Source organism: Microbacterium sp. X-17 (genome assembly GCF_039615055.1).
The window spans coordinates 1-22,980 of the sequence record NZ_JBDHNI010000014.1; the positions used below are offsets into that span (position 1 = coordinate 1).

The window sequence follows — 22,980 nt, forward strand, 5'->3', positions numbered from 1 at the left end:
TGTGATGAGTCGGGACATGTGTTCCAGATGAGTCGCGACATTGGTTACTCAGAGAGAGCCCGGCCATCGGCCGGGCTCCTTCTGTTGGTTGCGCCAGTAGCTGCGGGTGGGGTCGATGGTGTGGGTGGAGAGCACCTCGCCGGTGTGTAGGGCGATGACGGTGATGGTGGCGTCGTCGGCGAGGGCGAGGACGCGGGTGCCGCGGTGGTCGGCGCCGATGCCGAGGTGGTGCATGCGGCCGGCGCGGCGGAGGCTGATTTTGCCGTGCTGGTCGACGTGGTCGTAGCGGATCCGGTAGTGGCCAGGGGTGCGGGGTTCAGCGGGGAGGGCCTTCGGGGTTGCCCGGTAGGCCTGCCCGGGTGTTGATCGGTTCAGGGCGCGGTGGGGGCGTTGCTCGTTGTAGTGGTCGCGAAAGGTTTCGAGCTGGGCTTGCATCTCGGCGAGGTCGTGGGCGGCGGGGCGGGCTGCGAGCCACCGTTTCTGCGTTTGGTGGAAGCGTTCGATCTTGCCCTGGGTTTGCGGGTGGCCTGGTGAGCCGTTCTTCTGGGTGACGCCCAGGAGCGGGAGCAGGTATTCGAAGGCGTTGCGGCCGCCGCCGAAGCGGGCGGTATAAACGCGTCCGTTGTCGGTCAGGGTGGAGGCCGGGACGCCGTAGTTCTCGGTTGTGTTCAAGAAGATGGCGACGACATCGTCTCCGGTGACCGGGCGGTGGGCGGTGCAGGCCAGCAGGTAGCGGGAGTGGTCGTCCAGCCAGTTCAGGATCTCGATATCGGTGCCGTCGGCCAGGCGCCAGTGGGTGAAGTCGGACTGCCAGGTCTCGTTTGGTTGCGCGGCTTGGAAGCGGATATAGGAGGAGCGTGGTCGTTTGCGCGGCTCGGGCACCACGAGCCCGGCCTCGTGGAGGATGCGCCGGATGGTCGAGGTGGATGGTGCGGGTAGGCCCTCGTGCTCGAGGTGCCATGCGATGGTGGCCGGGCCGGCATCCAACCCGTTCCCGATCAGCTCTTGCCGCAGCTGCACGACCCGCTCCCTGACTTCGGGGGCGGTCTGCTGCGGGCTGGTATGTGGTGCCCGAGAGCGCGGCTCGACCGCGTCCAAGCCGCCCTGGCGATAACGGGCAAGGAGTCGATGTAGATGCTGGCGGCTCATCCCATACTCAGCCGACGCCGCGGCGACGGTGAGCTGCTTGGAAACGACCTTCAAAACGGCGACCCGGTTCTTCGACACGAGAGCGACTGTCGCCTATGACGCGACTCATGTGTCACCTATCAACTGTCGCCTATGTCGTGAACCCAGACACCTCACTCGCCACGTATGGGAAAAGCGAAGAGCCCGGCCGATCGGCCGGGCTCTTCGCGCTATCCATGGTCGCGTCAGTCGACAATGAAGTCGCCGGCTTACTCCTGCACTTCCTCCAGGGCGTAGTGGAATGTGTACGTTCTGCCGGGCTCGGGCGCCGTCGCGAACGCGACCTGAAATGAGCCGAAGTAGACGTTCTTGAGCATGGCGCCGACGGACGGGTAGATGTTGCCGACGTTTTCCGGCGTCAGAGTGACGACGGGGCGACTCCGGAGCGTCCGGGTGAGGGTGAACGTGAACTGCGTTCCCTTCGCCGCACCGGCGCCCGGGGTGAACTCGATGTGCCCGCGTCGGTCCCTGCCGGTTACGGTCACCTTCGCGTCAGAGCCGGCAGGGCTCTCGACCCGTGCCGTGGGCGAGACGCTCTTGCGGGCATCGCTCGCGAGCGCCAGCCGACCGGCGAAGCCGTCGCGGTTGTACGCGCCCCACGAGCGGAACAGAGGCTGCAACTGGACGTCAGGGCCGTACTTCTCGCCGATGCGGACAGCCACCCCATCGTTGTTGTAGCCCGTGACACGGGTGCCGAGCAGCGCGAAACCGTTTCCGGACTGGAGGTCGAACATGTACGGGTTCGTGCGGTTCTCGGCAGTCGTCGACTTTGCCGGCGCACGATAGCGGCCGACGGTGGACCCGCCGAGGACGGTGATGCCGCCTGGGTCGAGTCGCGACGCGCTGGAGCGCGCTGCCTCGAGGTGTGACAGAGCGCCACCTGGCCCGGCGACGAACGTCGGAGCGACGATGTCGAGGTTGTAGACGTTGCCGACCTGGATGAGCGCGTCCTTGACGCCTGCCTGTGCATCGGTCTCGAAGTGCGGTGACGTCAAACGGGTGAACTCGGCTGATCCTTTGTCCCAGGAGTCGGTCATCCCAATGGACATCCCGACGTTCGGTGCGCGCTCCACCCGGAGCCGATCGAAGTCGTTGGTGTTGCTATAAGGTGCGCTGTTGGAAGGCCACGGGTGACCGCCGTGATTCATCATGACGGCGGGCCAGGCTGTGGTGCCGCAGTTCTGGACCTGCAGATCGACGTAGCGGCAGTTCGACGCCCCGTCGATGACGAAGCCGGGCCCGTGCCAATTCTCCAAGAGTTGAACGTTGTCGATCTGCACCTCAAAACCGGTGCGCTGATGCAGGAGCGGGCCCGTCACAGCTGCCATGCCGCCCCAGAAGGTCAGGCCTTCGAGGCGGATGCCGTAGGCGTTGACTCCGTCGCCTCCCCACCAGAAGATCGGGGTGTCTGCGCGGTCTTTGTTGACGATTCGAACCGGCGGGCTTCCCGCAAGCGAGTGCGGGGTGGAGGCGCTTCCGATCCAGCTGTTCGCCGGGATATTGATGTTGCTGCAGATGTAGACGCCCTTCTGGAAGACGAGCCGTGCTCCGGCGGTAGCAGCCTCGTTGACGGCGGCCTGGATCTTCTCCGACTGGTCGGCCTCCCAGGTCGAGCCGATCGACCGGTCTCGTGCGCGGATCGAGAGGTGCTCGACGGAAGCAGGCGCTTTGCCGTCCTCGGTCGGGATGTGTTCGACCGGGACCTTCTTGCTCCCGTCGAGCGGCGCAACACCGTTGGCCGCGCCCTTCTGGCTGGCCGGGATGCTGTCCTCGACGGCGGCGGCAGGTGTTGCGGTGGCGACGGAGGTCGCCACCCCGGCGATGCCGGCGGCGGCCGCGCCGAGGAAGGCCCGGCGTTGTGTGGTGCTGGATTTCATATGGAAGATGTTACCGGCGAGCCAGGTGAACGAGAAATAGTGTTCATGCCCGATAGATGCCAGGCTTGTCCCCATGCCCACCCCCAACGAGCTGCTCGAGATCGCCACCACCGTCGCGCGTCGCGCCGCCGCTCTCGCGCTGCAACGGAGGCGCGACGGGGTGGAGATCGCGGCCTCCAAGTCGACCATCACCGACATCGTCACGCGCGCCGACCGGGAGGCCGAGGACCTGATCCGCGGCGCTCTGGAGGCGTCGCGGCCGCGGGACGGGTTCCTCGGGGAGGAGTCCGGCGGCGAGCGGGGGAGCAGTGGGCTCACCTGGGTGGTCGACCCGATCGACGGGACGGTCAACTACTTCTACGACATCCCGGCGTGGGCGGTCAGTGTCGCCGTCGTGGAGGGCGACCCGGACCCGGCGACGTGGCGGACGCTGGCCGGGGCGGTCGTGAATCCGGCGACCGGGGAGGTGTTCACGGCGGCCGCGGGAGGTGGTGCGCGGGTGAACGGCGAGCCGATCCGGGTCAATGAGGGGGTGGAGTTGCCGCTCGCGCTCGTCGGGACCGGGTTCGGGTACGACCCGGAGATCCGGCGCAGGCAGGCGGCGTTCGTGACCGAGCTGATCCCGCAGGTGCGGGACGTCCGGCGGATCGGGGCGGCCTCCCTCGACCTGTGCTCTGTGGCGTGCGGGCGGCTCGACGCCTACTACGAGCGCGGGCTGAACCCGTGGGATCACGCGGCCGGCGCGCTCATCGCGCAGGAGGCGGGGGCGACAGTCGGCGGGCTGTACGGGGCTCCGGCCGGGAAGGCACTGCTGCTCGCGGCGGCGCCCGGCCTGTACGCGCAGCTCGACCCGCTGGTGCAGGCGTACTACCGGCACTGGGAGTGACCGGCGGCCTCCCGAGTGGTGAGGCAGTTACCGTTTCGTTATATTGGGTCGGGTGCCCCCGAACCCGACCCGCCGCGCGCTCCGGCAGCGTGAGCGAGCGGCCCAGCGGGCACGCGAGCCGCGCTTCGGCCGTGGGGTGAGCGTCCTCGCGATGCTCTCGGTCCTCGGGATCGCGGTCGCGACCACCGTCCCGGCGATGGCGCTGCTGACCGAGGATCAGGTCCGCGCGCGGACCGCGTCGGCCGCGTTCTCCGGGGCTTCCGCGTCGGAGGGGGAGGTCCAGGCGCTCGACAGCATCGCTGCGACCGAGCGGGAGGCGATCGTCCGCGACGGCGCCGCCGCGACCTCCGGCGAGCAGCTCGCCGCGCTGCAATCGTTGCGGATCGCGGACACGTTCCGCAACAACCCGGCGGGAGCCATCCAGTGGCCGTTCCCGGTCGGGGTGCCGATCACGTCCGGGTTCGGGCCGCGCGCTGCGCCGACCGAGGGCGCCTCCACGAACCACCTCGGGGTGGACTTCGCGCCGGGCGACGGCGTGCCCATCCAGATCATCGCCGACGGCGTGGTGCGGGAGGTCGTGACGGGCGACCGCGGCGGCTGCGGCGTGAACGTCACCATCGACCACCAGATCGACGGGCGCCTCGTCAGCAGCAAGTACTGCCACATGCGGACGGGCTCGGTGCAGGTCGTGAAGGGTCAGCAGGTGCGGGTGGCGGACATCGTGGGCAGGGTGGGGAACACCGGGGTGTCGACCGGGCCGCACCTCCACTTCGAGATAAGGCTGGACGGCACCAAGCCGGTCGATCCTGTTGCGTGGTTGAAGGCCAACGCGAGCTGAGGGCCGTGGCCAACGGAGGAGATCCGGGCCGACACGCGGGCTGGGGACAGCTAACGGAGGAGATCCGAGCCTGAGTGGGGCGGGTCTCCTCCGTTAGCGGCGGGTTGGGTGGTCAGACCAGCCAGGCGGTGGTGTCCTCGGGGAGCATGCCGTCGGCGAGCGGGCCGCTCGCGAGGATGACGGTGCCCTCGGGCAGCGGCAGCGGGGCCTTGCCGAAGTTGACGGCGACGGTGACCTTCCCGGAGCGGAACAGCAGCGCGTTCTCACCCGCGTTCGACCACTGCAGCTCGCCGAACGCGAGGTCGTGCTCGCGGCGGGCGGCCAGCGCCTCCTGGTACATGGTCAGCGTCGAGCCGGGCACGCCCTCCTGCGACGAGCGGGTGTACTCCGCCCAGGTCGCGGGCTGCGGCAGCCAGCTCTTCGGGCCGGGGCCGAAGCCGTACGACGGGTCGGCGCCCTCCCACGGGATCGGCACGCGGCAGCCGTCGCGGCCGTAGCGCTCGCCGTTCGTCCGGAACCAGGTGGGGTCCTCGCGGGCGTCGTCGGGGAGGTCGATGGCCTCCGGGAGGCCGAGCTCCTCGCCCTGGTACAGGTAGGCCGAGCCGGGGAGCGCGAGCATGAGGGCGGTCGCGGCGCGGGCGCGGCGCAGGGCGAAGGCCGGGTCGGGGATGCCGGTCGACTTCGGGCCGATGCCGTGACCCTGCGGGTTGTCGCCGGTCAGCGCCAGCCGGGTGGCGTGCCGGACGACGTCGTGGTTGGAGAGCACCCACGTGCTCGGGGCGCCGACGCTGCCGAAGACGGCGATCGAGCGGTCGATCACCGCGCGGAGCGCCACCGCGTCCCACGGCGTCTCCAGGTAGCCGAAGTTGAAGGTCTGCTGCATCTCGTCGGGACGGACCCAGTTCGCGAGCTTCTCGATCGGCTCCACCCAGGCCTCGCCGCAGAGCACGCGGTCGCCCTCGTACTCCTCCAGGACCCGGTGCCAGTCGCGGTAGATGTCGTGGACGCCGTCCTGCCCGAAGTACGGCGGCGTGACGGGCTCGCCCTCGGCGTGGGCGCTGATCTGCGGCTCCAGGACGATGCCGCCGGTCGTGGTCGCGATGGCGCCGCCGCCCATGCTGCCGGCGTTCGCAGGCGGGGTGTAGTCGGGGAGGCCGGCCTCCTTGATCATGCCGTGGGCGACGTCCACCCGGAAGCCGTCGACGCCGCGATCGAGCCAGAACCGCAGCACGCCGCGGAACTGCTCCCGCACCCACGGCTTGTCCCAGTCGAAGTCGGGCTGCGACTTGTCGAACAGGTGGAGGTACCACTGGCCGGGGGTGCCGTCCGCCTCGGTGATGCGCGTCCAGGCCGGGCCGCCGAAGATGGACTCCCAGTTGTTGGGGGCCTCGTCGCCGTTCGCGCCTTTGCCGTCGCGGAACAGGTAGCGGGCGCGCTCCGCACTGCCGGGAGCCGAGGCGAGGGCCTCCTGGAACCAGACGTGGTCGCTGGAGGAGTGGTTGGGGACGATGTCGATGATGACGCGGAGCCCGAGGCTGTGCGCCTCCTCCAGCATCGTGTCGAAGTCGGCGAGCGTGCCGAAGCTGGGGTCGACGTCGCGGTAGTCGGCCACGTCGTAGCCCGCGTCGTTCTGGGGCGAGGTGAAGAACGGCGACAGCCACACGGCGTCGACGCCCAGGTCGCGGAGCGCGGGGAGGCGGCGGGTGATGCCCGCGAGGTCGCCCATCCCGTCGCCGTCGGCGTCCGCGAACGAGCGCGGGTACACCTGGTAGATGACGGCGGAGCGCCACCACTCGCGGCCGGGGGTACTGGGCGAGAGCGTGCGGGAGGATTCGGAAGTAATGGGGATCACCTGTCTTGGCTTCAGGACGGGGAGTCGCTGCGGGCACGCGTTGCGGGAACGATCGGGGGCGCCGTCGTTCCTCGCACGCCGCCGCTCGCGGCACCGGGATCGGCGCGCCGACGTCGGCGCTGGCAGCAATGCTAGCCCCCTCGACTGAGTGCGGGGTTCTGTGACGGGATCGGCGGGGTGAACGCCAGGGGGGTGCGGCTCAGCGCGAGGGGCTGCGCCAGTGCGACGGACGGTGGAGCGCGGCGGGCAGCCGGGTGCGTCCATCCCCTCGCGCCGCGTCGACCTGGGGCTGCGTGAGGTAGATGGCGCGGTCGAGCGCGGCGCCGTCGAGCCGTGCGTCGCGGAGGTCGGCGCCGATGAGCTCGGCGGCGGTCAGGTCGGCGTCGCGGAGGTCGGCGCCGATGAGGAGGGCGCCTCGCAGCTCGGCGCCGCGGAGGTCTGCTCCGCGCAGGTCCGCGCCGAGGAGGTCGGCTCCAGGGGAGAGGCGGGAGCTCTTGACGCGGAGCGGGGTGGAGGTGCGGCGGGGCTCGCGGGGCGCGTCGTCGCGTGCCGCTTCGCGGGTCAGCCGGGCGGCCTCCCGGAGCAGGGCCGCCGCGGGGGCGCGGAGCTCGTCGATGTCGAGTTCGAGGATGACCGCGGGAGCCGCGTCGGCCGCCGCCGTGACCTCGTCCCAGGACGCGCGCAAGGCGTCGTGGAGGGGCGCCGCGGCGGGCATCGCGAGGGCCTCGCGGAGGTACCAGAGCAGCTCGTGGAGCTGGCGGACGATCGGGAAGACGGCGAACATCTCCGCGCGGATGCCCGCGTCGTCGCGCCACGACCTGCCGCCGAAGGTGTGCCGGGTGACGAGCTGGCCGGCGCCGAAGCAGTCGAACACCGTGCAGCCCTTGAAGCCGCGCTCGCGCAGCTGCGGGTGGATGCGGCAGCCGAAGCCGTCCTCCAGGTTCACGCACTCCTCGCCCGCGGGCTTGTCGAAGGCGAAGTCCGCGGAGCGCGCGAAGGCGAGCGCGACGCAGCACAGCCCCGAGCAGGAGGCGCAGTCGGCGACGAGTTCGCGCTCGGGTGCGAGGGCGGGGGACATTCCTCCACAGTAGAGCCGCGCGTGTGACCTCTCCACATCTTCGACGCATTCGGAATAGCCACGGAGACGCCGCGTTAGCGTGGAGGGACAGCCACGAAAGGATCACGGAATGACTTCACCGCGCCGCGCCATCGGAACCTCCGACCTCCAGGTCTTCCCTCTCTCACTGGGCGGAAACGTCTTCGGCTGGACGGCCGACCGCGACACGTCCTTCGCCGTCCTCGACGCCTACACGGCGGCGGGCGGCAACTTCGTGGACACCGCTGACGGCTACTCGGCGTGGGTGCCGGGCAACACCGGCGGCGACTCGGAGCGCATCCTCGGCGAGTGGTTCGCGGCGCGCGGCCGACGCGACGACGTCGTGCTCGCGACCAAGGTCAGCCAGCACCCCGACTTCAAGGGCCTGGCGGCCGACAACATCCGCCGCGCCGCCGACGCGTCCCTCGAGCGCCTGCAGAGCGACCACATCGACCTCTACTACGCGCACTTCGACGACCAGTCGGTGCCGCTGGAGGAGACCGTCGCCGCGCTCTCCGGTCTCGTGGACGCGGGCAAGGTCCGCCACATCGCCATCTCGAACTACTCGCCGGAGCGCATCGAGGAGTGGTTCGCGATCACCGAGCGCGAGGGCTTCCACCGCGCGGTCGCCCTCCAGCCGCACTACAACCTGGTCGAGCGCGCCTACGAGGAGAAGTACCGCCCGATCGTCGAGCGCGAGGGCCTGGGCGTGATGCCGTACTTCGCGCTCGCCGCCGGCTTCCTGACCGGCAAGTACCGCGACGGCGTGACCGTCGACAGCCCCCGCGCCGGCGGCGCCGCCAAGTACCTGGACGAGACCGGCCGCAGCGTGCTCGCCGCTTTGGACGAGGTCTCCGCCGCGCACGGCGTCTCCGTCGCGACCACCGCGCTCGCCTGGCTCGCGGCCCAGCCGACCATCACCGCGCCGATCGCGAGCGCCCGCACGCTGGAGCAGCTCCCCGACCTCCTGGCCTCGGTGGACCTCGTGCTGACCGCCGACCAGCTGGACGCGCTCGACGGCGCCTCGGAGGCCGCGAAGGCCGCGTGATCCGGGGCTGAACCGGGGACGTTCCGGGCGTGATCCGGGGGGTCCGGGTGGTACGAAGCACCCTCGCGGGGATGGTATCCTCGTACGGTTGCCGAAAACGGCCCGGACCCTTCCGGATGCCCGGCTTCGCCCCCTTAGCTCATTGGTAGAGCACTTCCTTGGTAAGGAAGAGGTAGTGGGTCCGATTCCCACAGGGGGCTCCGTCTCCCGGTCGCGACACCGGGAGGCTACGGCGGGGTAGCTCAGGTGGTTAGAGCACACGGCTCATAATCGTGGTGTCGCGGGTTCGAGTCCCGCCCTCGCTACAAAACCCCCGGAATCTCAAGGTTCCGGGGGGTTTTTGGTTTAAGGGGTGATGCTCCACCCCGCATAAACCCCGCACATTCAATTCGCTCCTACGACCTTGTCGAGGGCTGCGGCGGCCCTGGCGCCGCCGGTGTTCTTGGCCATGTAGACGTCCTGGGTGAGCGATGGGTTCTCATGGCCGAGGTACTCGGCGATCTCTCGTGCCGTCATTCCGGCTTGGTCCAACGCGGTCGCGACGGTCTTTCTGAAGCTGTGACTGGTGACCTCGGGGAAGCCCAGTCGCACTCGAGCGTCGCGCCAATCTCGTGACGTGTTGCGGGGGTCGCGGATCTTGCCGCGAATGGTGGGGAAGACCAGGTCGTGAGCGTTTGCGACTTTGAATTCGGTTTTGCGTCGGCGCAGCAGCTCGACGAGCGAGTCGGCGATGGCGATCGTGCGGGCGCCGGCGGCGGTCTTGGGATGGTCCTGGATGATTACGCCTTTGCCTTGAGCTCGGATGACGTTCGCCTTGATGGTCAGCAATCCGGCGTCGAGGTCGACGGCGTCCCACTTGACGGCGAGCACTTCGCCGAGGCGGCAGCCGGTGCTGGCGAGGAAGAAGATGACGTCGACCTGATCGACCTGTCGTAGGCGCTCATCGTGTTTGACCGCTTCCAGGAGCGTGGGCAGCACATCAAGGGGGATGGCTGTCGCGCCATTGCGCTGACGCTTGATGTGTCCGATCTCGCGGACGGGATTCGTTCGTACGAGGTCGGACCGCGCGGCCAAGCCCATCATTCCGGAGAGGACCGCGCGGCACGCTTTCGCGGCCCCCGGGCCGTTGCTCGAGCTCACGCTGCTGATGAAGCGATCGAGTCGTTCAGTGGTGGCTTCTGAGACGGCGAGCGATCCGATCTTGGGTCGGATGAGGTGCTCGATCGTCTGTCGGTAGGTGTCGACCGTGCGCGGCGCCCGATCCGCCTTGCTCTCCAGGAAGGCGTCCGCGAGAGCAGAGAGGGTGGTCTCTCGCTTGAGGCTCTTGCTTGTTGTTGACTCGACTGCGGTGAGGGCGCGCTGCAAGGAGTTGCGGGCCTTGGCCTTGGTCGGGCCGAAGCGCTCGATCTGACGAAGCACGCCGTCCTCAAATCGGTAGCGTGTGCGGGCGCGCCATTTGCCGTCCGTGACTTGGGCGACGGTGACGTTCCCAAAGCTGCCGATGGGTGTTCTCGGTCGAACCATTGCCTCTCACCCCTCTCGTCGCGCAGGCAGTTCCGATCGCTTACGACTCTTCGTCGTCTTGCGGGAGCTCCAACCCTGCATTCTCAAGAAGACTTGCGACGCTCGCTGCGTCTTGAGCGATACGGTCCAGTCGCTTCTGAACAAGGTGGTTCGTCTCGATCAGATCGCGATCCCGCGACGCCTTTCGGGTCTCGACGACGATCCTCAGTCGATCGATCTCCCGGCGGAGTGATCCGAGCTCGCGTAGAGAGGTCAGGATGTCGATGTCGACGCGTTCGGCCGCGACGCGGGGTCGATAGGAGCTAGCCGGTGTCGCGGACAACCAGCAATCGAACTCCGCGGCCGTCATGCCCGCGAAGTCATCGCTGAGGTTCGGAAGGTCGAGTTCGGCGTCCGGTGTGCCGATTGGGGCAAGCAGCATGCTGATCGGAACTCCTAAACCGCGAGCGATGTTCAGCAGCTGGGTGATGCTGATGTCAGCTTTCCTGCCGGATTCGATGTTCTCCAGAATCGCCTGGGTGACGTTCCCGCCCGGGATGGCGTCGGCCAGGTCTCGAGTTGTGCGAAATCCTCGTTCTTTTCGCGCCAACTTAATACGCGCGCCGATGTTTCCCTCTGATCGAAAGCCTGCCATTTCGACAGGATATCCAACCTTCTCTTGTCAAGCTACCTCAAATCGGCTACATTCGCTCTAACAGATCGATAGCGCTTTTGTTGTCGAAAAGGAGGTAACTGATATGACTGGTGAATACATTCAGCCCGCCGATGTTGCGGAACTCACCGGCTTGACGTTGACCGCGTTGGCCGGCCTCCGCTGCCACGGAACCGGCCCCCGGTTCTACAAGCCCACCCCTCGAACTGTGCTCTACAAGCGCGAGGAGGTGATCGAATGGATCGAATCGAGCGTGCAGACAACGACGAAGGAGTACGCCCCGATCAACTCCCTCCAGTCGTCCCCGGCGTGATCCAGGACTTCGTCGACGGCTATCTCGCGCCCGTTGATCCGATGGATGATTTGCGCTGCGAGAGCTGTCAGTAGAACAGCTCGTTCACCCCGGCGTGCCGCCGACTGACCACCCCTGTTCGGGGGTAGCGTGCGGCACCAAATGGAGCGGCTGATTCTTACCCCGGTTGCCGACGCTCCCGACTCGCGATTCGAGTCAGGGCGGCGGTGACGCATCGTGGCTGAGACTCCCGAACTTCAGAGTCGAAGTCACCACTCCATCATCGAATCCGGGCGCGCCGCCCCGAAGCCCATATCCCGGCGCACTTCGGAACATTCAACCTTCCCAATCCAAGGAGGGCTCCCTCGCGCCCATTCGCGCTGACATAGCCCTGTTCTGACGAGCCGATACGGCTCGAACCCGGTCCTTCGCAGTAGCCACTTCCATGCAAGGAAGGTTGTGATCTCGTGGCTGGAGGAACCCAAGTCCGCTCGCGGACGGATGCTCTTCTCACCGAGTTGCTCCGTGAAGTCGACACGTTGCGGCCATACGTCCGCTTTCAACTGCGCGGCTGGCCGAATGAGGTCGACGCCGTTCTGCAGGTCGCTCGGGAAACGGTCTGGCACCGGTCCTCCACGTATGACCCGGAGCGTGGGTCGCCGCACGCCTTCGTGTTCGGGATCACCCGACACGTCGTGCTCCGGGAGATCGAGCGGAAGTATGGCCCGACGGACGATGTCACTGTCGACGTCGACGTGGAGTCCGAATCGGACATCGACCCGCTCGAGGCGATGATCCGCCGCTTTGACGCTCACCGGTGGATGGTCCTGGTTGCCGATTACGTCGGTGCATCCGACTGGCACGTGATGAGCGACCTGAGCCTGGCAAGCGGTGACGCTGAGCGCGTGGCAGAAGCCCATCAGCTCTCCAAGCGCGGTGTCCGCACGATCCGCGAGCGGGTGTGCCAGACCGCCCGAACCGTGCTCGCCGCCCTTGCAGCCGCGGACGCGGGACTGCCGATGACGGGGTCGGTGATCGTGTCGTGCGTGCCCGAGATCGGCGGATTCCGCGAGGTCGCAGGGATGATCGGCGACGACGCAGACACCATCGCCGCGACCCTTCACATCCATCCCGGCTCGGCGCGGGCACGGATCGCGACCGCGAAACGACTGTTGATGATCGCCCGGGACGTCCTCGAGCTGGAGGTGGCGGCATGATCGGCGCCGGTGCCGCGGCCGCTCATGCGGTGTCGCATCCAAAGACGACTCGGAACCTCCTGATCGTCGCAGCCGTCATCGTGCTGGTCGTCCCTGTCGCGCTCGTCGCCGTGCCGGTCAGCTTGGTTCTCGCGATGGGAACCAACGGTTTCGGCGGCGCTGGGGGTGTGTGCGGTGGATCCGCGCCGTCGGTCGAGGCGGCCCAGAATGTGGACGGGTACGGGTCGGAGCAGTTGAAGATCGCCGCGACGATCATCACCGTCGGCCAGCAACTCAGCGTGCCGCCGCACGGGCAGACCCTCGCGCTGATGGTCGCGATCGGTGAATCCGGCCTCCGCAACCTGGACCATGGCGACGCGGTGGACAACACCACGATCGGCGTCTTCCAGCAAGGCGCCGGCTACGGAAGCCCTGCGGAGCGGATGAACCCGGCGATCGCTGCCGCCGCGTTCTACACACGCATGCTGCATGTCCCGGACTGGCAGACCCTCGCCCCGACCCTCGTTGCCCACGCGGTCCAGATCAACGCCGACCCGAACCACTACGCTCCGTTCTGGACTCCCGCCGAGCACGTCCTCGCCGCCCTGACGGGAGCGAGCGCCGGAGCATGTCAGGTGCCAGCAGATGCTCGCGCCGCCGCCGCAGTTCTGGTTGATGCGATCCAGGCGAAGAAGCTGAACTTCCTCGAACCCCGCTACCAGCAGCAGATCTTCAACATGGCTGACGGTACCGCGACGCCGGACTGCACGATCGACGCGCACGTCCTCCAGCTGATCGTCGTAGCTGTCCAGGCCTTCCAGCAGGTCGGGGTCAGCGACCTCAACCGGCGCTGCACGGGCATGACCCCCGGCGCGGGGACCGCGTCCGCGCACTGGAAAGGCAAGGCTGTCGACTTCTACGCGATCAACCGGCAGTCCCTCACCGGCGCGGACACGCTATCGGTCCAGCTGATCCGCGTCCTGGACCCATACGCCCCGCACGGGTCATCGGCCGGTCAAAGCGACTGCCGATCCCGCGCCCACGTGACGCTCGGCGTGCTCGCGAACTTCACCAGCGACTTTCCCGATACCTGCAACCACCAGCACATCCAAGTGCCCTGACCAAACGAGTCTCCCAAATGCGCGCCACAAATCTCTCCGAACCGGAAGTTCTAAGTGAAGGGCGCATACGAAACCGAGGTGAACTGAGATGAACAAGAAGCTGATCGCACTCGTTGCGCTCCTCGCATGCCTGGCCCTCGCAGGCTGCGCCGGTACGACGCCAACACGGAATCCGTCGTTCACCACAGTCGCGCCGGCCAAACCAACGCCGACGTCGACGTCGACGTCCGCACAGGACGCCATGCCGGCGGCATCAGGCATCGTCAGCAGCGTCTGGGTCGACGTCTACCCCGGCACCACCTTCAAGGCCAAGCACGGCTGCCGGTGCACGCTCCCGGACTCGCCTTCCGAGCTCTTCCCGGTCGGAACCCGAGTGCTGTTGCTGAAGGTCACTATGACCGGCAAGTGGATCCCCTCCCAGGGCAACCAGGACTTCCAGGACGTCACCGGCACCACCCTCAAGGGCACCCAGTTCGACGGCCGCCCCGAACCGGCCGTCCTCGACACCGCCGACGGTCCCGCCGCCGCCAAAGCCGCTGGCCTGCCCTGGCTGCCCAACGGGCTATTCAACTTGCAATCGACGTGGACGGTCCCGAATGAGAAGAGTCGATCCTTCGCCGCCGCCTACTACGTGCCCGCCGGCGTCGACCAACTCGAACTCACCGTGAACATCCCGTCAGAGGGCAAGGCGAACATCCTCACCGTCCCCCTTCCGGCCTCCGCGACCGGCGCTGCCTCCGCGAGCGGGGAGTGACCGTCATGAACCTGATCTTCAACCTGCTCGGCCTGCTTGGCCTGATCTGCATCGCTCTGCTCGGCATCGCCGCCTCCGGCTACCTCGCCGCCCGGCGCATGCGCGAGGCGCAAGAACCCGAATCGTCGACCGATTCCACGGAAAGGAACCAAGAATCATGAATGCACTCAACGAAGCCCTCGTCACTGTCCACGCACGCATCATCACCGTGGCGGCCGTTCCGAACCCCAGCCCGGACTTCTCAGGGCCCGGCGTCGGAGCCTTGCAGACGATCGCGAACGTCGTGTTCGCCATCGTGCTCATCCTGGGCGTGATCGGCGGCCTGATCGCCGCCGGGTTCATCGTCGTCGGCCACGTCTCCAGCAACGGACGCGTTCAAAAGGCCGGGATCATCGGCGTGCTCAGCTGCCTCGCCGGGGTTGCAGTCGCTGGCAGCATCGCCGGGCTGATCAACTGGGGCCAGTCGCTCCACGTGGCGTGACCATCATGATCGACACTGTCGCATCCGCACCGCCGGATCCGTTCACCCCAAACTACGGCTGCTTCGTCGCCGACTTCGGCTGCCAAGCCTCCCAGACACTTGCGCAGTTCATGGGCTCGACGATCAAGAACCTCGGCGACTTCATCGCCACGATGATCGCCGGGTCCTTCAACACGAACATCGATCAGGGCAGCTGGAACATCGCCCACTCGCAGTTCCTGTTCTGGATCGCCGTCACCGCCCCGGTCATACTGATCGTCGCGCTGGTCCAGATCGGAATCGCGATGATCCTGCAGGATTGGGGCCGGATCGGCCGCACCGCCGCCGGCGCCGCCCTCGCCATCCCGTTCAGCGCGATCTGTGTGTGGGGGATGCAGAAGGCATCCGGCATCACCGACGACATCACACACGCGCTCACCACCGCCGTCCAAGGCGGCGACCTCAGCCAAAGCCTGCTCCGCGTCGTCGGCCTCTTCGACGCCCCGAAACAGATCCACGGCGCCGTCATGAAGACCATGCAGTTCTCCCAAGACGGCGTCATCTGGGGCATGGCCACCCAAGGAGCACAGGGTCCAGGCTCCGTCGGCGAATACGTGATGGCGCTGCTCATCGTCGGTCTGATGATGATCGCATCGCTGTTCCTTTTCATCGCCATGTCGATCCGGGAGTTCGGGCTCCTGGCCCTGGCTGCGATGGCCCCGGTCGGGTTGATGATGATCGGCCAACCCAAGCTCACCGCCTGGGCCCAACGCTGGCTGAACCTCTCCGTCGGTTTGCTCATCGCCAAACCCCTGGCCGCCGGCGTCGTCCTACTGGCGGTAGAGCTGACCAAAGCCAGCCTCAGTATCGGCGTCATCCTTGTAGCCGCCGGCGCAGTGATCGCAGCTTCGTTCAGCCCGCTGTGGGCGACCAAGCTCGTCTCGTTCGCCGGTGCCGAAGTCGGCACCGCCCTCCACCACCGGTTCTCCGTCCGCGACCAGTTCTCGCGGGCGAGCACCGCCGCCGCACCCGTCCGCACCGCGGCACGAGTCGTCAAGGTTGGGAGATAACCCATGACCACCCTCACCGCTGACCAGATCATCACGGAGGAAGGCGCACCCCGGGTCCGCTTCGCCGCCCGGGAACGTCGAGGGATCTTCCTCGGCCTGACGTTCCTGCAACTGGTCGTGATCGGCGCCGCCGTCGCGATCCTGCTTTCGACTCTGTTCATCGACACCAACGCGATCTGGGTGATGATCCCGATCGTCGCAGTCGTCGTGTTCTTCGCCCTCGCCACCTACCGGCGCGAACCCGTCATCGTGATCGTCGCCCAGGCTGCGCGCTACGCGCGCAGGAGCCTGGCCGGCCAGACGATCTTCCGCCGCGATGTCTGGCTCCGCGTGAGCATCGCCTCCCTCAACGTCGGTCACGCGCACGTCGCCGCGGTAACCCCGGTCGTGACCTCCAAGTTCCTGCTCCCTGGCGCGCTCGGGGACGCGCAGATCATCCAGATCCCCGGTGCCGGCGGCTTCATCTACAACGCCCGCGGACGGCTCGCCTCCGTCACCGTCAAGGTCGGATCAAGGGCGTGGGCGCTTCGCGACAAGGGCACTCAAGAAGCCGCGTATGACGGGTTCGTGGAATGGCTCAGCTCGCTGGAGAACTTGCCCGGTGTCCGTGAGACCACGATCAGGATCCGCGTTGACCGGGCCTCCTCGAACGAGCTGCGCGACTACTTGGTCGTGCGGGAGAACGAGCACGACCCACAGGTCACCGCCAAGCTGCGCGAGCAGTATTGGGCGCTGACGCAGGCGGCGTCGAAGCGGTCGATGGGGTTTACGAACTACATAACCCTCACCTTCGACACCGCAGCGCTCAACGGTGCTATCCGTGACGCGGGGAAAGGACTCACCGGCCTTGCCTCCGTGCTGAAGGAGCGGGTCGCGGGCATCGAGACGTCGATGGAGCACGCGCGGCTCACCCCAGCGGGATGGCTCACCTCCGATGAGCTTGACGAGCTGAACGCCCTGTCGGCCGACCCCGTGGCCGCCGCGACCCGGCGTGAGCAGGACTCCGAGATGGTATCCGCGCCGTCACCGGTGATGGGGATCGACGAGGGCTGGGATGCGATGCGGGTGGACGAATCCTGGCACCAGACCTTCTGGGTCGCCGAGTGGCCGCGCACCGACGTCCGTACCGGGTTCCTCGAACCACTTCTGTACGCGGGCGACGCGACCCGGGTGATCACGTTGCAGGTGCGGCCGGTGGCAACGCACAAGGCGCTGGCCCAGCTGAACCGCGCCCAATCGGACATGGAAACCGCCGCCACCATTCGGATGAAGCTGTCCTCCCGGATCCCGCTCACCCACCTCCGCGAAGAGGAAGACCTCGCGGTCCGCGAGCACGACCTCGTCGACGGGTTCGGGGATGTCCAGTATCGCGGGTTCGTGACGATCTCCGCCGAGTCCAAGGACGCGCTCGCCAAGGCGCGGACCGACATCGAGCAAGCGTCGCATCCGGCCCGGCTCGTGCTGGCTTCGATGTCGGGGCAGCAGGCCGCCGGGTTCGTCACCGCCGCGCTCCCGGTCCCACTGGAAGGAGAATGACATGAAGCAGTCAGCTGTCATCGGTCGCATCGCGGCCAATGAGAAGCCCGGCGCCAACGGCCGCCACCGCCAGTCCGCTTCCACCGACAATCACTCCACATGGAAGCTGCAGTCCGCGGAACTCCCGGCGTCGAAGATGCCGGCGTGGGGGTGGAAGCAGCCGCACAACTTGCGTGGCCCATTGCGTGCCACTCCACCAGCACATCGGTGTTCCTCGAAAGTGCTGGGTGGTGCATACCCGTTCTTGGCCGAGACCGGGGACATCCTCACGGGTGCGTATATCGGGGAGAATCTCCTCTCCCGGGCGCCGTTCTGCTTCGACCCCTGGGACGCGTACTCGGCGGAAGCGGTGCGTTCGCATTCGGTCGCGATTCTCGGGGTGAAGGGGACGGGCAAGTCGATGCTGGCCAAGTCCTGGTCCTCAAGACTTGCCAGGCTGGGGCGCAAGATCGCCGTCCCACACGACCCGAACGGAGAGTGGTTGCGCGTCGCAGCGTACGTCGGCGGGAAGTCGATCAGCGTCGGCCCGGGCAAGGCTGCCCGGATCAATCTCCTCGACGAAGGCGCGCGGGATCCGTCGTTTTCGGACGAGGACTGGAACCTGAACGTGCTCCAGTACCGTCGCGCGACAGTGAAGACGATCATCCGCCGCCTCCGCGAAGGAGGGAACCTGGAACCGGTCGAGCACACCGCCCTCGACGTCGCACTCGACGCCCTCCGCGGCCAGTCCACCGTCACCATCACCCACGTTTACGACCGCCTCGTCGACCCCCACCAGAGCCAGCCGCTCGAGGTGGTCGAGGCCGGCCACCGACTCGCGCACTCGCTGCGTCGAATGGTCTCCGGCGATCTCACTGGGTTCTTCGATGGACCCTCCACCGTCCGGTTCGACGCGGATGCGCCGATGATGGTCGTCGATACCTCCGCGCTGAAAGGGGCGTCGCCGGAGGCGCAGGCGCTAGCGCGGCTGGCGACCGCGAACTGGATCCGCCGTTCTTCGTTGGGCGCGAATAGGCAGGCGCGGGTGATCATTCACGAGGAGGCCGCCGTTGAGCTGCTGAACGATGTCTCGGGCGGAGACGGCCTCGCGGACAGGGTCGAGGACGAGAAGATCGCGCGACACCTCGGCACCTCCAACTGGTATCTGCTCCACCGCGTCGCAGACCTGGACGCGCTAGGTGATCGCAACAGCGCACTCCACTCACGGGCGCTCGGGCTCCTCGCGGATTGTGAGACCCGGATCTCGTACGCGCAGCACTCGGGGGAGATCGCGAGGTCGCGGGAGATCCTGGGCTGGAACGACACTCAGGCCGACCTGGTCCGCAAGCTCCATAAAGGGGAGGGGCTCTGGCAGATCGGCCAGGACCGGGTCGCGAAGGTGCGCAATATCTGCACCGACTACGAACTCGGCATCTTCCGCACCGACGCGATGGGTGGTGAACGAGCATGAGGACTCACGGCTCTTCCTGGACGCAGCTCGTTCTCTACAGCCTCATCGCCATTGTCCTCGCCGGCGCCCTTACAACCGGCGTTGCCACCGCGACCATCACCGCCACCTGCGGCGGCGGCCAGCCAGTCAGCGTACTCGCCGGCCTCCAACTGGCCATCGGCGGAGACCCTTCTGGCTTCACCTTGGTGCCGGGGTGCGTGGCACCGGTCACCCTCATCCGGGTCCTCGATCTGCTGGCCGTCTTCCTCCTTCTCACCGCGATCGCTGTTGGGGTGGTCTGGTGGCTGCGCTACCGGCAGTCGGACCGGCACTTCATCAACGACCTCCGCGGCCGCGACGGGCTCGCCAAGCCCGGCGAGGTCCGCAAGCACACCTCCGCACGTACTGCTCTTCGCCGCGCCAAGACCCTTCGGCCGTCGGTGGTCAACCCTGCGCCGTCTGCGGCGGGCTGGAAGGTCGGGCGCGCCCACGGGCAGGACGTCTACGTGTCGATCGAGGACTCGATCGTGGTTGAGGGCGCGCCCCGTTCCGGGAAGGGCTACCGGTTCATCATCAACGCCATCCTCGACTGGGACGGACCGTTGATCACCACGTCCACCCGCAACGACAACCTCTCCGCCACGATGCGCGAGCGCGCTCGAGTCGGCGACGTTACAGTGTTCGATCCCCAAGAGCTCACGGGTATTCGCTCCGCGCTGCGGATCTCCCCAGTAGCTGGCTGCGAGGATCCCCTGATCGCGGATCAGCGTGGGCAGGCGATTATCGCCGGCACCGCGCTCGGCGCATCCAAGACGAACCAGGAATGGGCGCAGGTGTCCTCCTCCGTCCTCTCGCGACTGCTGCACGCGGCCGCCGTCTCGGGCCGCGGCACCGACGCCCTCGCCCGCTGGGGCTCCAACCCACGCCTCGCCCTCGAGGCAGTTGGCGTGCTCGCCAACCAGGGGACGCCTGGCTGGTCAGAGGACCTAGACGCGATCATCAATGGCGACGAGAAGCTGCTGGCGAACTCGTGGTTCGGTGTCTTCGGCGCCCTCCGCCCGCTGTCCATCCCGGCGATCCGGAAGGCGATGACACCCGGGCCGGGGGAGCAGTTCGACCTCGACGCCTTCCTAGCCGGATCTAACAGCCTCTACCTCGTCGGCACCGGCGCCGGCGCCGGCTCCGTCGGCGGATTCCTCGGAGCAGTCCTGGACGACATCGTCGAGACCGCCCGCCGCAAAGCTCTCGCTTCACCAGGATCTCGCCTCGATCTGCCGCTCGCGCTCATCCTGGACGAGATCGCCAACATGTTCTCCTGGCCCGCGCTCCCGCGAATCATGGCCGACGGCGGCGGCATCGGCATCTCCACCATCGTCGTCCTCCAAGCGCTGTCCCAGGCGGAGACCGCGTGGTCGCGCGCCGAGGCCGACACGATCTGGTCCGCAGCCACTGCCAAGCTCCTCCTCGGTGGTGCGTCCGACGTCGACCACCTCCGCGACATCGAATCCCTCCTCGGGACCCGCAGGATCCGGAACACCGGGCATTCCTACAACGACAACGGCTCGTCCACGAATGTGCAGAACGAGAAGGTGCCGGTCATGACGCTCGACGAGATCCGCCGCATGCCCGAAACCGTCGGGCTCCTCGCCTACCGCAACCGGCGGGGGATCCTGCTCGACCTGCGCGGATGGACAGATCGCGACGACGCCCGCCAGATCAGCGTGAGCAAGAAGCTCACTGAGCTCGACCAACAGGTCGTGTTCGCCGAACAGTACCAAGCCGCGCTCGATCGCCGAGGATCAGCGGGAGAGGGAAACTGATGTCCAACCGTCGCCGTCCCGCCCGGGACAACACCTACCGCAGCAACTACCTCCACTCGAGAGCCTGGTTCGCCCGCCGCGACCGCTGGTTTCTTGAGGAAGAATCCCGCAACGGCACCATCCGCTGCGCCCTGTGCCTCGGCGCAGGTGGCTCCCACTCCCTCGAGCTGCACCACCTCGACTACCGCGGCGTCACCCAAACCCCACACGGCTGGACCGCACACGAGCAGCACGACGACCTCACGGCGCTGCATCCGCGCTGTCACGAATACGTCCACCAGCTCATCGATCGCGACCGTGTGTTCTCCGGGTTCGTCTCCCGCCGCAGCGCCTCGATCCAGGCCATCGCCCGGCTACAGTCCAAGATCGCCCACTACATCGAAGCCTCGCTGGAGCAGCAGTGACCGACGACATCCCCCTCGATGACCTCGTCGCCTCCCTCGCCGAGGGCTGGGAAGACCAGGCGCCCCGGCAGAGTCCGGGGATGCTCGGCATCCGCGTCATCAACTGGCGAACCCTCGAGGACGAGGGCGCCCCGCACGTTTGGGCCGACCTTAGAAGCTGGGTGGTCTGGTTCACCCGCCGCTACAACATCGCGTCACGAAAGATCCCGCCCTGCTGGTTCAAACACGGTGCCCTTGTCGAGGAGCTTTCCGCCCTGCACACTGCGTGGCTGGTCTCCTACGACAGCCTCGACGCCGGCTACGGACCTATCGGCTGGCACGAACGCCTCGCCGTCGCCATTCCCAGACTGGCGACTTGGTACAACGGCGAATGCCACAACGGCCACACTGAACTCCCGCGAGCCGGGGACGAAGCCGTCCCTGCCGAATGGGCCGACTGGATTGGCGAAAGCCACGCCAATCCGTGAGGCACACCGAAGCGATTTGCGCGCCATCTGCGCGCATTTCCCGGCCCCAAACCGGAAGTTCTAAGTGAAAACGACCCGACCAGCGGGCGCGAAACGAAAGGAACAGAACGATGAGCACACGAGTCCCAATCAGCATCGAAGGCAACCTCGTCGCCGACCCCGACTACGGCGAATCACAGAACGGCACCAAGTTCGCCAAGTTCACCGTCGCCGTCACCGACCGCAAACTCGAAGACGGCAAATGGGTCGACGGCGACACCCAATACCATCGCACCACCGTCTTCGGCCGCACCGCCGAGAACGTCCGCGCCAGCCTCGCCAAGGGCGACACCGTCATCGTCAACGGCAACCTCGAGTTCCGCCACTGGACCGACAAGGCCACCGGCGAACCACGAGCCGCCACCGAAGTCGTCGCCGACAGCATCGGCCCCTCCCTCCGCTACACCACAGCAGAGGTCACCCGCCGCGCCCCAAAAGCTGACGGCCCGGACGCATCCGCGACCGGGCCATCAGCGGGTCGGTCGGCGTTCACGTCGGCTGCCCTGAACTAAGGATGAGAGCGAAAGGGTCGGCATATGCCGGCCCTTTCGCTCTGCCACGTGCCGTCAGTCGTGCGGATCAGGGACCGAGAGATGAGCGAGATCCAACCGTTCGCTCCGGCGAAGCATGGCCAGAGTGAACTCGTCGTCGCTGCTGATCATGGCGTCGATACTCGATACTGCGGTCTCGCAGCCAGGGATGTTCCGCTTGTCCGAGTTTGAAGGCTTGCATGTGCGCGCGAGAGCATCTCCGAAAGCGTCCCAGAGCACCTGTCGGTCGTCGCCGCTGGGCCGATGGCCATACTCTGGGAACAGCTTTCGCGCAATCTCCTTATAGCTCCTCGCAGTGGCGAGCCAGGTCCTAATTTGGTCAGATGGTTCGGGTAGCTCCTCCGACGGAGGAGGAAGTTCCCCAGCACGTACCACGATGTGCAGAGTGAGGTCCGTCGGAAGGGAACTCCACGTAGTCGCTTCAACACGCAACTCCTCGATCTCTTCCATCGCGGACGCGAGGGCATCTTCGCCGCGAAGTACGCTCCGTGCAACAATGCCTTGCAGCGGAGTCAGCCACGGCGATATCTCGTCGGGGAACGCATGGCGCGAGAACCGCCGGCCGACCAGTTGCGCGAACTTCCGCTGTTCAAGTTCGTCAGATAGGCCGTCGCTGAACTCGTATTGCACCAAGGCTGTCTTTTGGATAGTTGCAACGTGATCGAGATCGGCAAACAGATCTGGTCCCAGCGCAGGCAGGTGGACGAATCGCGGACGAGCCCCCTCTCGTGCGCCACGCGAGGTTGGCTCGTCCAGCCGCCTCACCGTCGCAACGACCACCGCCGTGGTCTTCCTTTGTACGACGTCGCAGGTCTGCGAAATGATCACCACGCCATGAGGCGTCCGCCGCTTCAACCAACTATTGAACCGTACTTCGGGG

23 protein-coding genes and 2 tRNA genes are annotated in these 22,980 nt (G+C 67.1%); 18 read left to right on the top strand and 7 right to left on the bottom strand.

What is annotated here, in order from left to right; genetic code table 11:
• Positions 1 to 48: 48 nt before the first annotated feature.
• Together ABCS02_RS34355 and ABCS02_RS34360 are read right to left on the bottom strand one after the other, a co-directional pair.
• Positions 49 to 1,227, bottom strand: a complete 1,179-nt coding sequence (locus ABCS02_RS34355; protein WP_345839547.1) for an IS481 family transposase — start codon at positions 1,225 to 1,227, stop codon at positions 49 to 51.
• 170 nt (positions 1,228 to 1,397) lie between these two features.
• Positions 1,398 to 3,140, bottom strand: coding sequence for a hypothetical protein (locus ABCS02_RS34360; RefSeq protein ID WP_345840219.1), 1,743 nt, complete (start codon positions 3,138 to 3,140; stop codon positions 1,398 to 1,400).
• Here ABCS02_RS34360 and ABCS02_RS34365 point away from each other — a divergent pair.
• Positions 3,139 to 3,951, top strand: coding sequence for an inositol monophosphatase family protein (locus tag ABCS02_RS34365; protein ID WP_345840220.1), 813 nt, complete (start codon positions 3,139 to 3,141; stop codon positions 3,949 to 3,951). The genes ABCS02_RS34360 and ABCS02_RS34365 overlap by 2 nt on opposite strands.
• A gap of 52 nt (positions 3,952 to 4,003) precedes the next feature.
• A complete protein-coding gene (locus tag ABCS02_RS34370; protein ID WP_345840222.1) occupies positions 4,004 to 4,789 on the top strand; it encodes a M23 family metallopeptidase in 786 nt (261 codons plus the stop codon).
• 112 nt (positions 4,790 to 4,901) lie between these two features.
• Here ABCS02_RS34370 and ABCS02_RS34375 read toward each other — a convergent pair whose 3' ends face one another.
• Complete coding sequence (locus ABCS02_RS34375; RefSeq protein ID WP_345840223.1) at positions 4,902 to 6,641, bottom strand: glycoside hydrolase family 13 protein; 1,740 nt, start codon at positions 6,639 to 6,641, stop codon at positions 4,902 to 4,904.
• A 199-nt stretch (positions 6,642 to 6,840) separates the two neighbouring features.
• Positions 6,841 to 7,719 (bottom strand): pentapeptide repeat-containing protein, encoded by an 879-nt coding sequence (locus ABCS02_RS34380; protein ID WP_345840224.1) that lies wholly within the window; start codon positions 7,717 to 7,719, stop codon positions 6,841 to 6,843.
• A gap of 109 nt (positions 7,720 to 7,828) precedes the next feature.
• On the opposite strand from ABCS02_RS34380, the gene ABCS02_RS34385 reads away from it, so the two are divergent.
• The 3 genes from ABCS02_RS34385 (at position 7,829) to ABCS02_RS34395 (ending at position 9,090) form a co-directional block, all read left to right on the top strand.
• Positions 7,829 to 8,785, top strand: a complete 957-nt coding sequence (locus ABCS02_RS34385) for an aldo/keto reductase (RefSeq protein WP_345840225.1) — start codon at positions 7,829 to 7,831, stop codon at positions 8,783 to 8,785.
• Positions 8,786 to 8,913: 128 nt separating this feature from the next.
• Positions 8,914 to 8,985, top strand: a tRNA-Thr gene (locus ABCS02_RS34390).
• Between the two features lie 31 nt (positions 8,986 to 9,016).
• Positions 9,017 to 9,090 (top strand) — tRNA-Met (locus ABCS02_RS34395).
• Positions 9,091 to 9,169: 79 nt separating this feature from the next.
• Here the strand turns inward: ABCS02_RS34395 and ABCS02_RS34400 are convergent.
• Entirely contained in the window at positions 9,170 to 10,309 is a 1,140-nt protein-coding gene (locus ABCS02_RS34400) for a tyrosine-type recombinase/integrase (protein WP_345840226.1), read from the bottom strand.
• 40 nt (positions 10,310 to 10,349) lie between these two features.
• Positions 10,350 to 10,943: a helix-turn-helix transcriptional regulator gene (locus ABCS02_RS34405; protein WP_345840227.1), complete on the bottom strand. Its 594-nt coding sequence runs from the start codon at positions 10,941 to 10,943 to the stop codon at positions 10,350 to 10,352.
• A gap of 103 nt (positions 10,944 to 11,046) precedes the next feature.
• Between ABCS02_RS34405 and ABCS02_RS34410 the strand changes: the two genes are divergently transcribed.
• From ABCS02_RS34410 to ABCS02_RS34470, 13 genes are all read left to right on the top strand, one after another.
• Positions 11,047 to 11,274 (top strand): hypothetical protein, encoded by a 228-nt coding sequence (locus tag ABCS02_RS34410; protein ID WP_345840228.1) that lies wholly within the window; start codon positions 11,047 to 11,049, stop codon positions 11,272 to 11,274.
• A gap of 446 nt (positions 11,275 to 11,720) precedes the next feature.
• Positions 11,721 to 12,470: a hypothetical protein gene (locus ABCS02_RS34415; RefSeq protein WP_345840229.1), complete on the top strand. Its 750-nt coding sequence runs from the start codon at positions 11,721 to 11,723 to the stop codon at positions 12,468 to 12,470.
• Positions 12,467 to 13,570: a hypothetical protein gene (locus ABCS02_RS34420; RefSeq protein ID WP_345840230.1), complete on the top strand. Its 1,104-nt coding sequence runs from the start codon at positions 12,467 to 12,469 to the stop codon at positions 13,568 to 13,570. Before ABCS02_RS34415 ends, ABCS02_RS34420 begins: the two co-directional genes overlap by 4 nt.
• 88 nt (positions 13,571 to 13,658) lie before the next feature.
• Complete coding sequence (locus tag ABCS02_RS34425) at positions 13,659 to 14,324, top strand: hypothetical protein (protein WP_345840231.1); 666 nt, start codon at positions 13,659 to 13,661, stop codon at positions 14,322 to 14,324.
• Between the two features lie 5 nt (positions 14,325 to 14,329).
• Complete coding sequence (locus tag ABCS02_RS34430; protein WP_345840232.1) at positions 14,330 to 14,485, top strand: hypothetical protein; 156 nt, start codon at positions 14,330 to 14,332, stop codon at positions 14,483 to 14,485.
• Positions 14,482 to 14,805, top strand: a complete 324-nt coding sequence (locus ABCS02_RS34435; RefSeq protein WP_179603916.1) for a hypothetical protein — start codon at positions 14,482 to 14,484, stop codon at positions 14,803 to 14,805. Before ABCS02_RS34430 ends, ABCS02_RS34435 begins: the two co-directional genes overlap by 4 nt.
• 5 nt (positions 14,806 to 14,810) lie before the next feature.
• The gene (locus ABCS02_RS34440; protein ID WP_345840233.1) at positions 14,811 to 15,854 is read left to right on the top strand and encodes a hypothetical protein; all 1,044 of its coding nucleotides are present in this window, start codon (positions 14,811 to 14,813) and stop codon (positions 15,852 to 15,854) included.
• Positions 15,855 to 15,857: 3 nt separating this feature from the next.
• On the top strand, positions 15,858 to 17,390 hold the full coding sequence (locus ABCS02_RS34445; protein ID WP_345840234.1) for an SCO6880 family protein: 1,533 nt from the start codon (positions 15,858 to 15,860) through the stop codon (positions 17,388 to 17,390).
• 1 nt (position 17,391) lies between these two features.
• Positions 17,392 to 18,840, top strand: coding sequence for a hypothetical protein (locus ABCS02_RS34450; RefSeq protein ID WP_345840235.1), 1,449 nt, complete (start codon positions 17,392 to 17,394; stop codon positions 18,838 to 18,840).
• Positions 18,837 to 20,639 carry a TraM recognition domain-containing protein gene (locus ABCS02_RS34455; RefSeq protein WP_345840236.1) on the top strand — a complete coding sequence of 601 codons (1,803 nt, stop codon included), beginning with the start codon at positions 18,837 to 18,839 and terminating at the stop codon, positions 20,637 to 20,639. The genes ABCS02_RS34450 and ABCS02_RS34455 overlap by 4 nt, the downstream gene beginning before the upstream one ends.
• Complete coding sequence (locus ABCS02_RS34460) at positions 20,639 to 21,043, top strand: hypothetical protein (protein WP_345840237.1); 405 nt, start codon at positions 20,639 to 20,641, stop codon at positions 21,041 to 21,043. The genes ABCS02_RS34455 and ABCS02_RS34460 overlap by 1 nt, the downstream gene beginning before the upstream one ends.
• Positions 21,040 to 21,510 carry a hypothetical protein gene (locus ABCS02_RS34465; RefSeq protein WP_345840238.1) on the top strand — a complete coding sequence of 157 codons (471 nt, stop codon included), beginning with the start codon at positions 21,040 to 21,042 and terminating at the stop codon, positions 21,508 to 21,510. The genes ABCS02_RS34460 and ABCS02_RS34465 overlap by 4 nt, the downstream gene beginning before the upstream one ends.
• Before the next feature lie 110 nt (positions 21,511 to 21,620).
• Positions 21,621 to 22,061 (top strand): single-stranded DNA-binding protein, encoded by a 441-nt coding sequence (locus ABCS02_RS34470; RefSeq protein WP_345840239.1) that lies wholly within the window; start codon positions 21,621 to 21,623, stop codon positions 22,059 to 22,061.
• Positions 22,062 to 22,115: 54 nt separating this feature from the next.
• Here ABCS02_RS34470 and ABCS02_RS34475 read toward each other — a convergent pair whose 3' ends face one another.
• Complete coding sequence (locus ABCS02_RS34475) at positions 22,116 to 22,931, bottom strand: hypothetical protein (RefSeq protein WP_345840240.1); 816 nt, start codon at positions 22,929 to 22,931, stop codon at positions 22,116 to 22,118.
• Positions 22,932 to 22,980 lie beyond the last annotated feature (49 nt).

What these genes read in the sequence shown, in the direction of transcription:
- ABCS02_RS34385 (WP_345840225.1), top strand. Translation starts at nt 7,829, where the DNA reads ATGACTTCACCGCGCCGCGCCATCGGAACCTCCGACCTCCAGGTCTTC.
- ABCS02_RS34380 (WP_345840224.1), bottom strand. Translation starts at nt 7,719, where the DNA reads ATGTCCCCCGCCCTCGCACCCGAGCGCGAACTCGTCGCCGACTGCGCC.
- ABCS02_RS34445 (WP_345840234.1), top strand. Translation starts at nt 15,858, where the DNA reads ATGACCACCCTCACCGCTGACCAGATCATCACGGAGGAAGGCGCACCC.
- ABCS02_RS34440 (WP_345840233.1), top strand. Translation starts at nt 14,811, where the DNA reads ATGATCGACACTGTCGCATCCGCACCGCCGGATCCGTTCACCCCAAAC.
- ABCS02_RS34410 (WP_345840228.1), top strand. Translation starts at nt 11,047, where the DNA reads ATGACTGGTGAATACATTCAGCCCGCCGATGTTGCGGAACTCACCGGC.
- ABCS02_RS34425 (WP_345840231.1), top strand. Translation starts at nt 13,659, where the DNA reads ATGAACAAGAAGCTGATCGCACTCGTTGCGCTCCTCGCATGCCTGGCC.
- ABCS02_RS34400 (WP_345840226.1), bottom strand. Translation starts at nt 10,309, where the DNA reads ATGGTTCGACCGAGAACACCCATCGGCAGCTTTGGGAACGTCACCGTC.
- ABCS02_RS34455 (WP_345840236.1), top strand. Translation starts at nt 18,837, where the DNA reads ATGAGGACTCACGGCTCTTCCTGGACGCAGCTCGTTCTCTACAGCCTC.
- ABCS02_RS34420 (WP_345840230.1), top strand. Translation starts at nt 12,467, where the DNA reads ATGATCGGCGCCGGTGCCGCGGCCGCTCATGCGGTGTCGCATCCAAAG.
- ABCS02_RS34405 (WP_345840227.1), bottom strand. Translation starts at nt 10,943, where the DNA reads ATGGCAGGCTTTCGATCAGAGGGAAACATCGGCGCGCGTATTAAGTTG.
- ABCS02_RS34360 (WP_345840219.1), bottom strand. Translation starts at nt 3,140, where the DNA reads ATGGGGACAAGCCTGGCATCTATCGGGCATGAACACTATTTCTCGTTC.
- ABCS02_RS34460 (WP_345840237.1), top strand. Translation starts at nt 20,639, where the DNA reads ATGTCCAACCGTCGCCGTCCCGCCCGGGACAACACCTACCGCAGCAAC.
- ABCS02_RS34430 (WP_345840232.1), top strand. Translation starts at nt 14,330, where the DNA reads ATGAACCTGATCTTCAACCTGCTCGGCCTGCTTGGCCTGATCTGCATC.
- ABCS02_RS34365 (WP_345840220.1), top strand. Translation starts at nt 3,139, where the DNA reads ATGCCCACCCCCAACGAGCTGCTCGAGATCGCCACCACCGTCGCGCGT.
- ABCS02_RS34450 (WP_345840235.1), top strand. Translation starts at nt 17,392, where the DNA reads ATGAAGCAGTCAGCTGTCATCGGTCGCATCGCGGCCAATGAGAAGCCC.
- ABCS02_RS34435 (WP_179603916.1), top strand. Translation starts at nt 14,482, where the DNA reads ATGAATGCACTCAACGAAGCCCTCGTCACTGTCCACGCACGCATCATC.
- ABCS02_RS34470 (WP_345840239.1), top strand. Translation starts at nt 21,621, where the DNA reads ATGAGCACACGAGTCCCAATCAGCATCGAAGGCAACCTCGTCGCCGAC.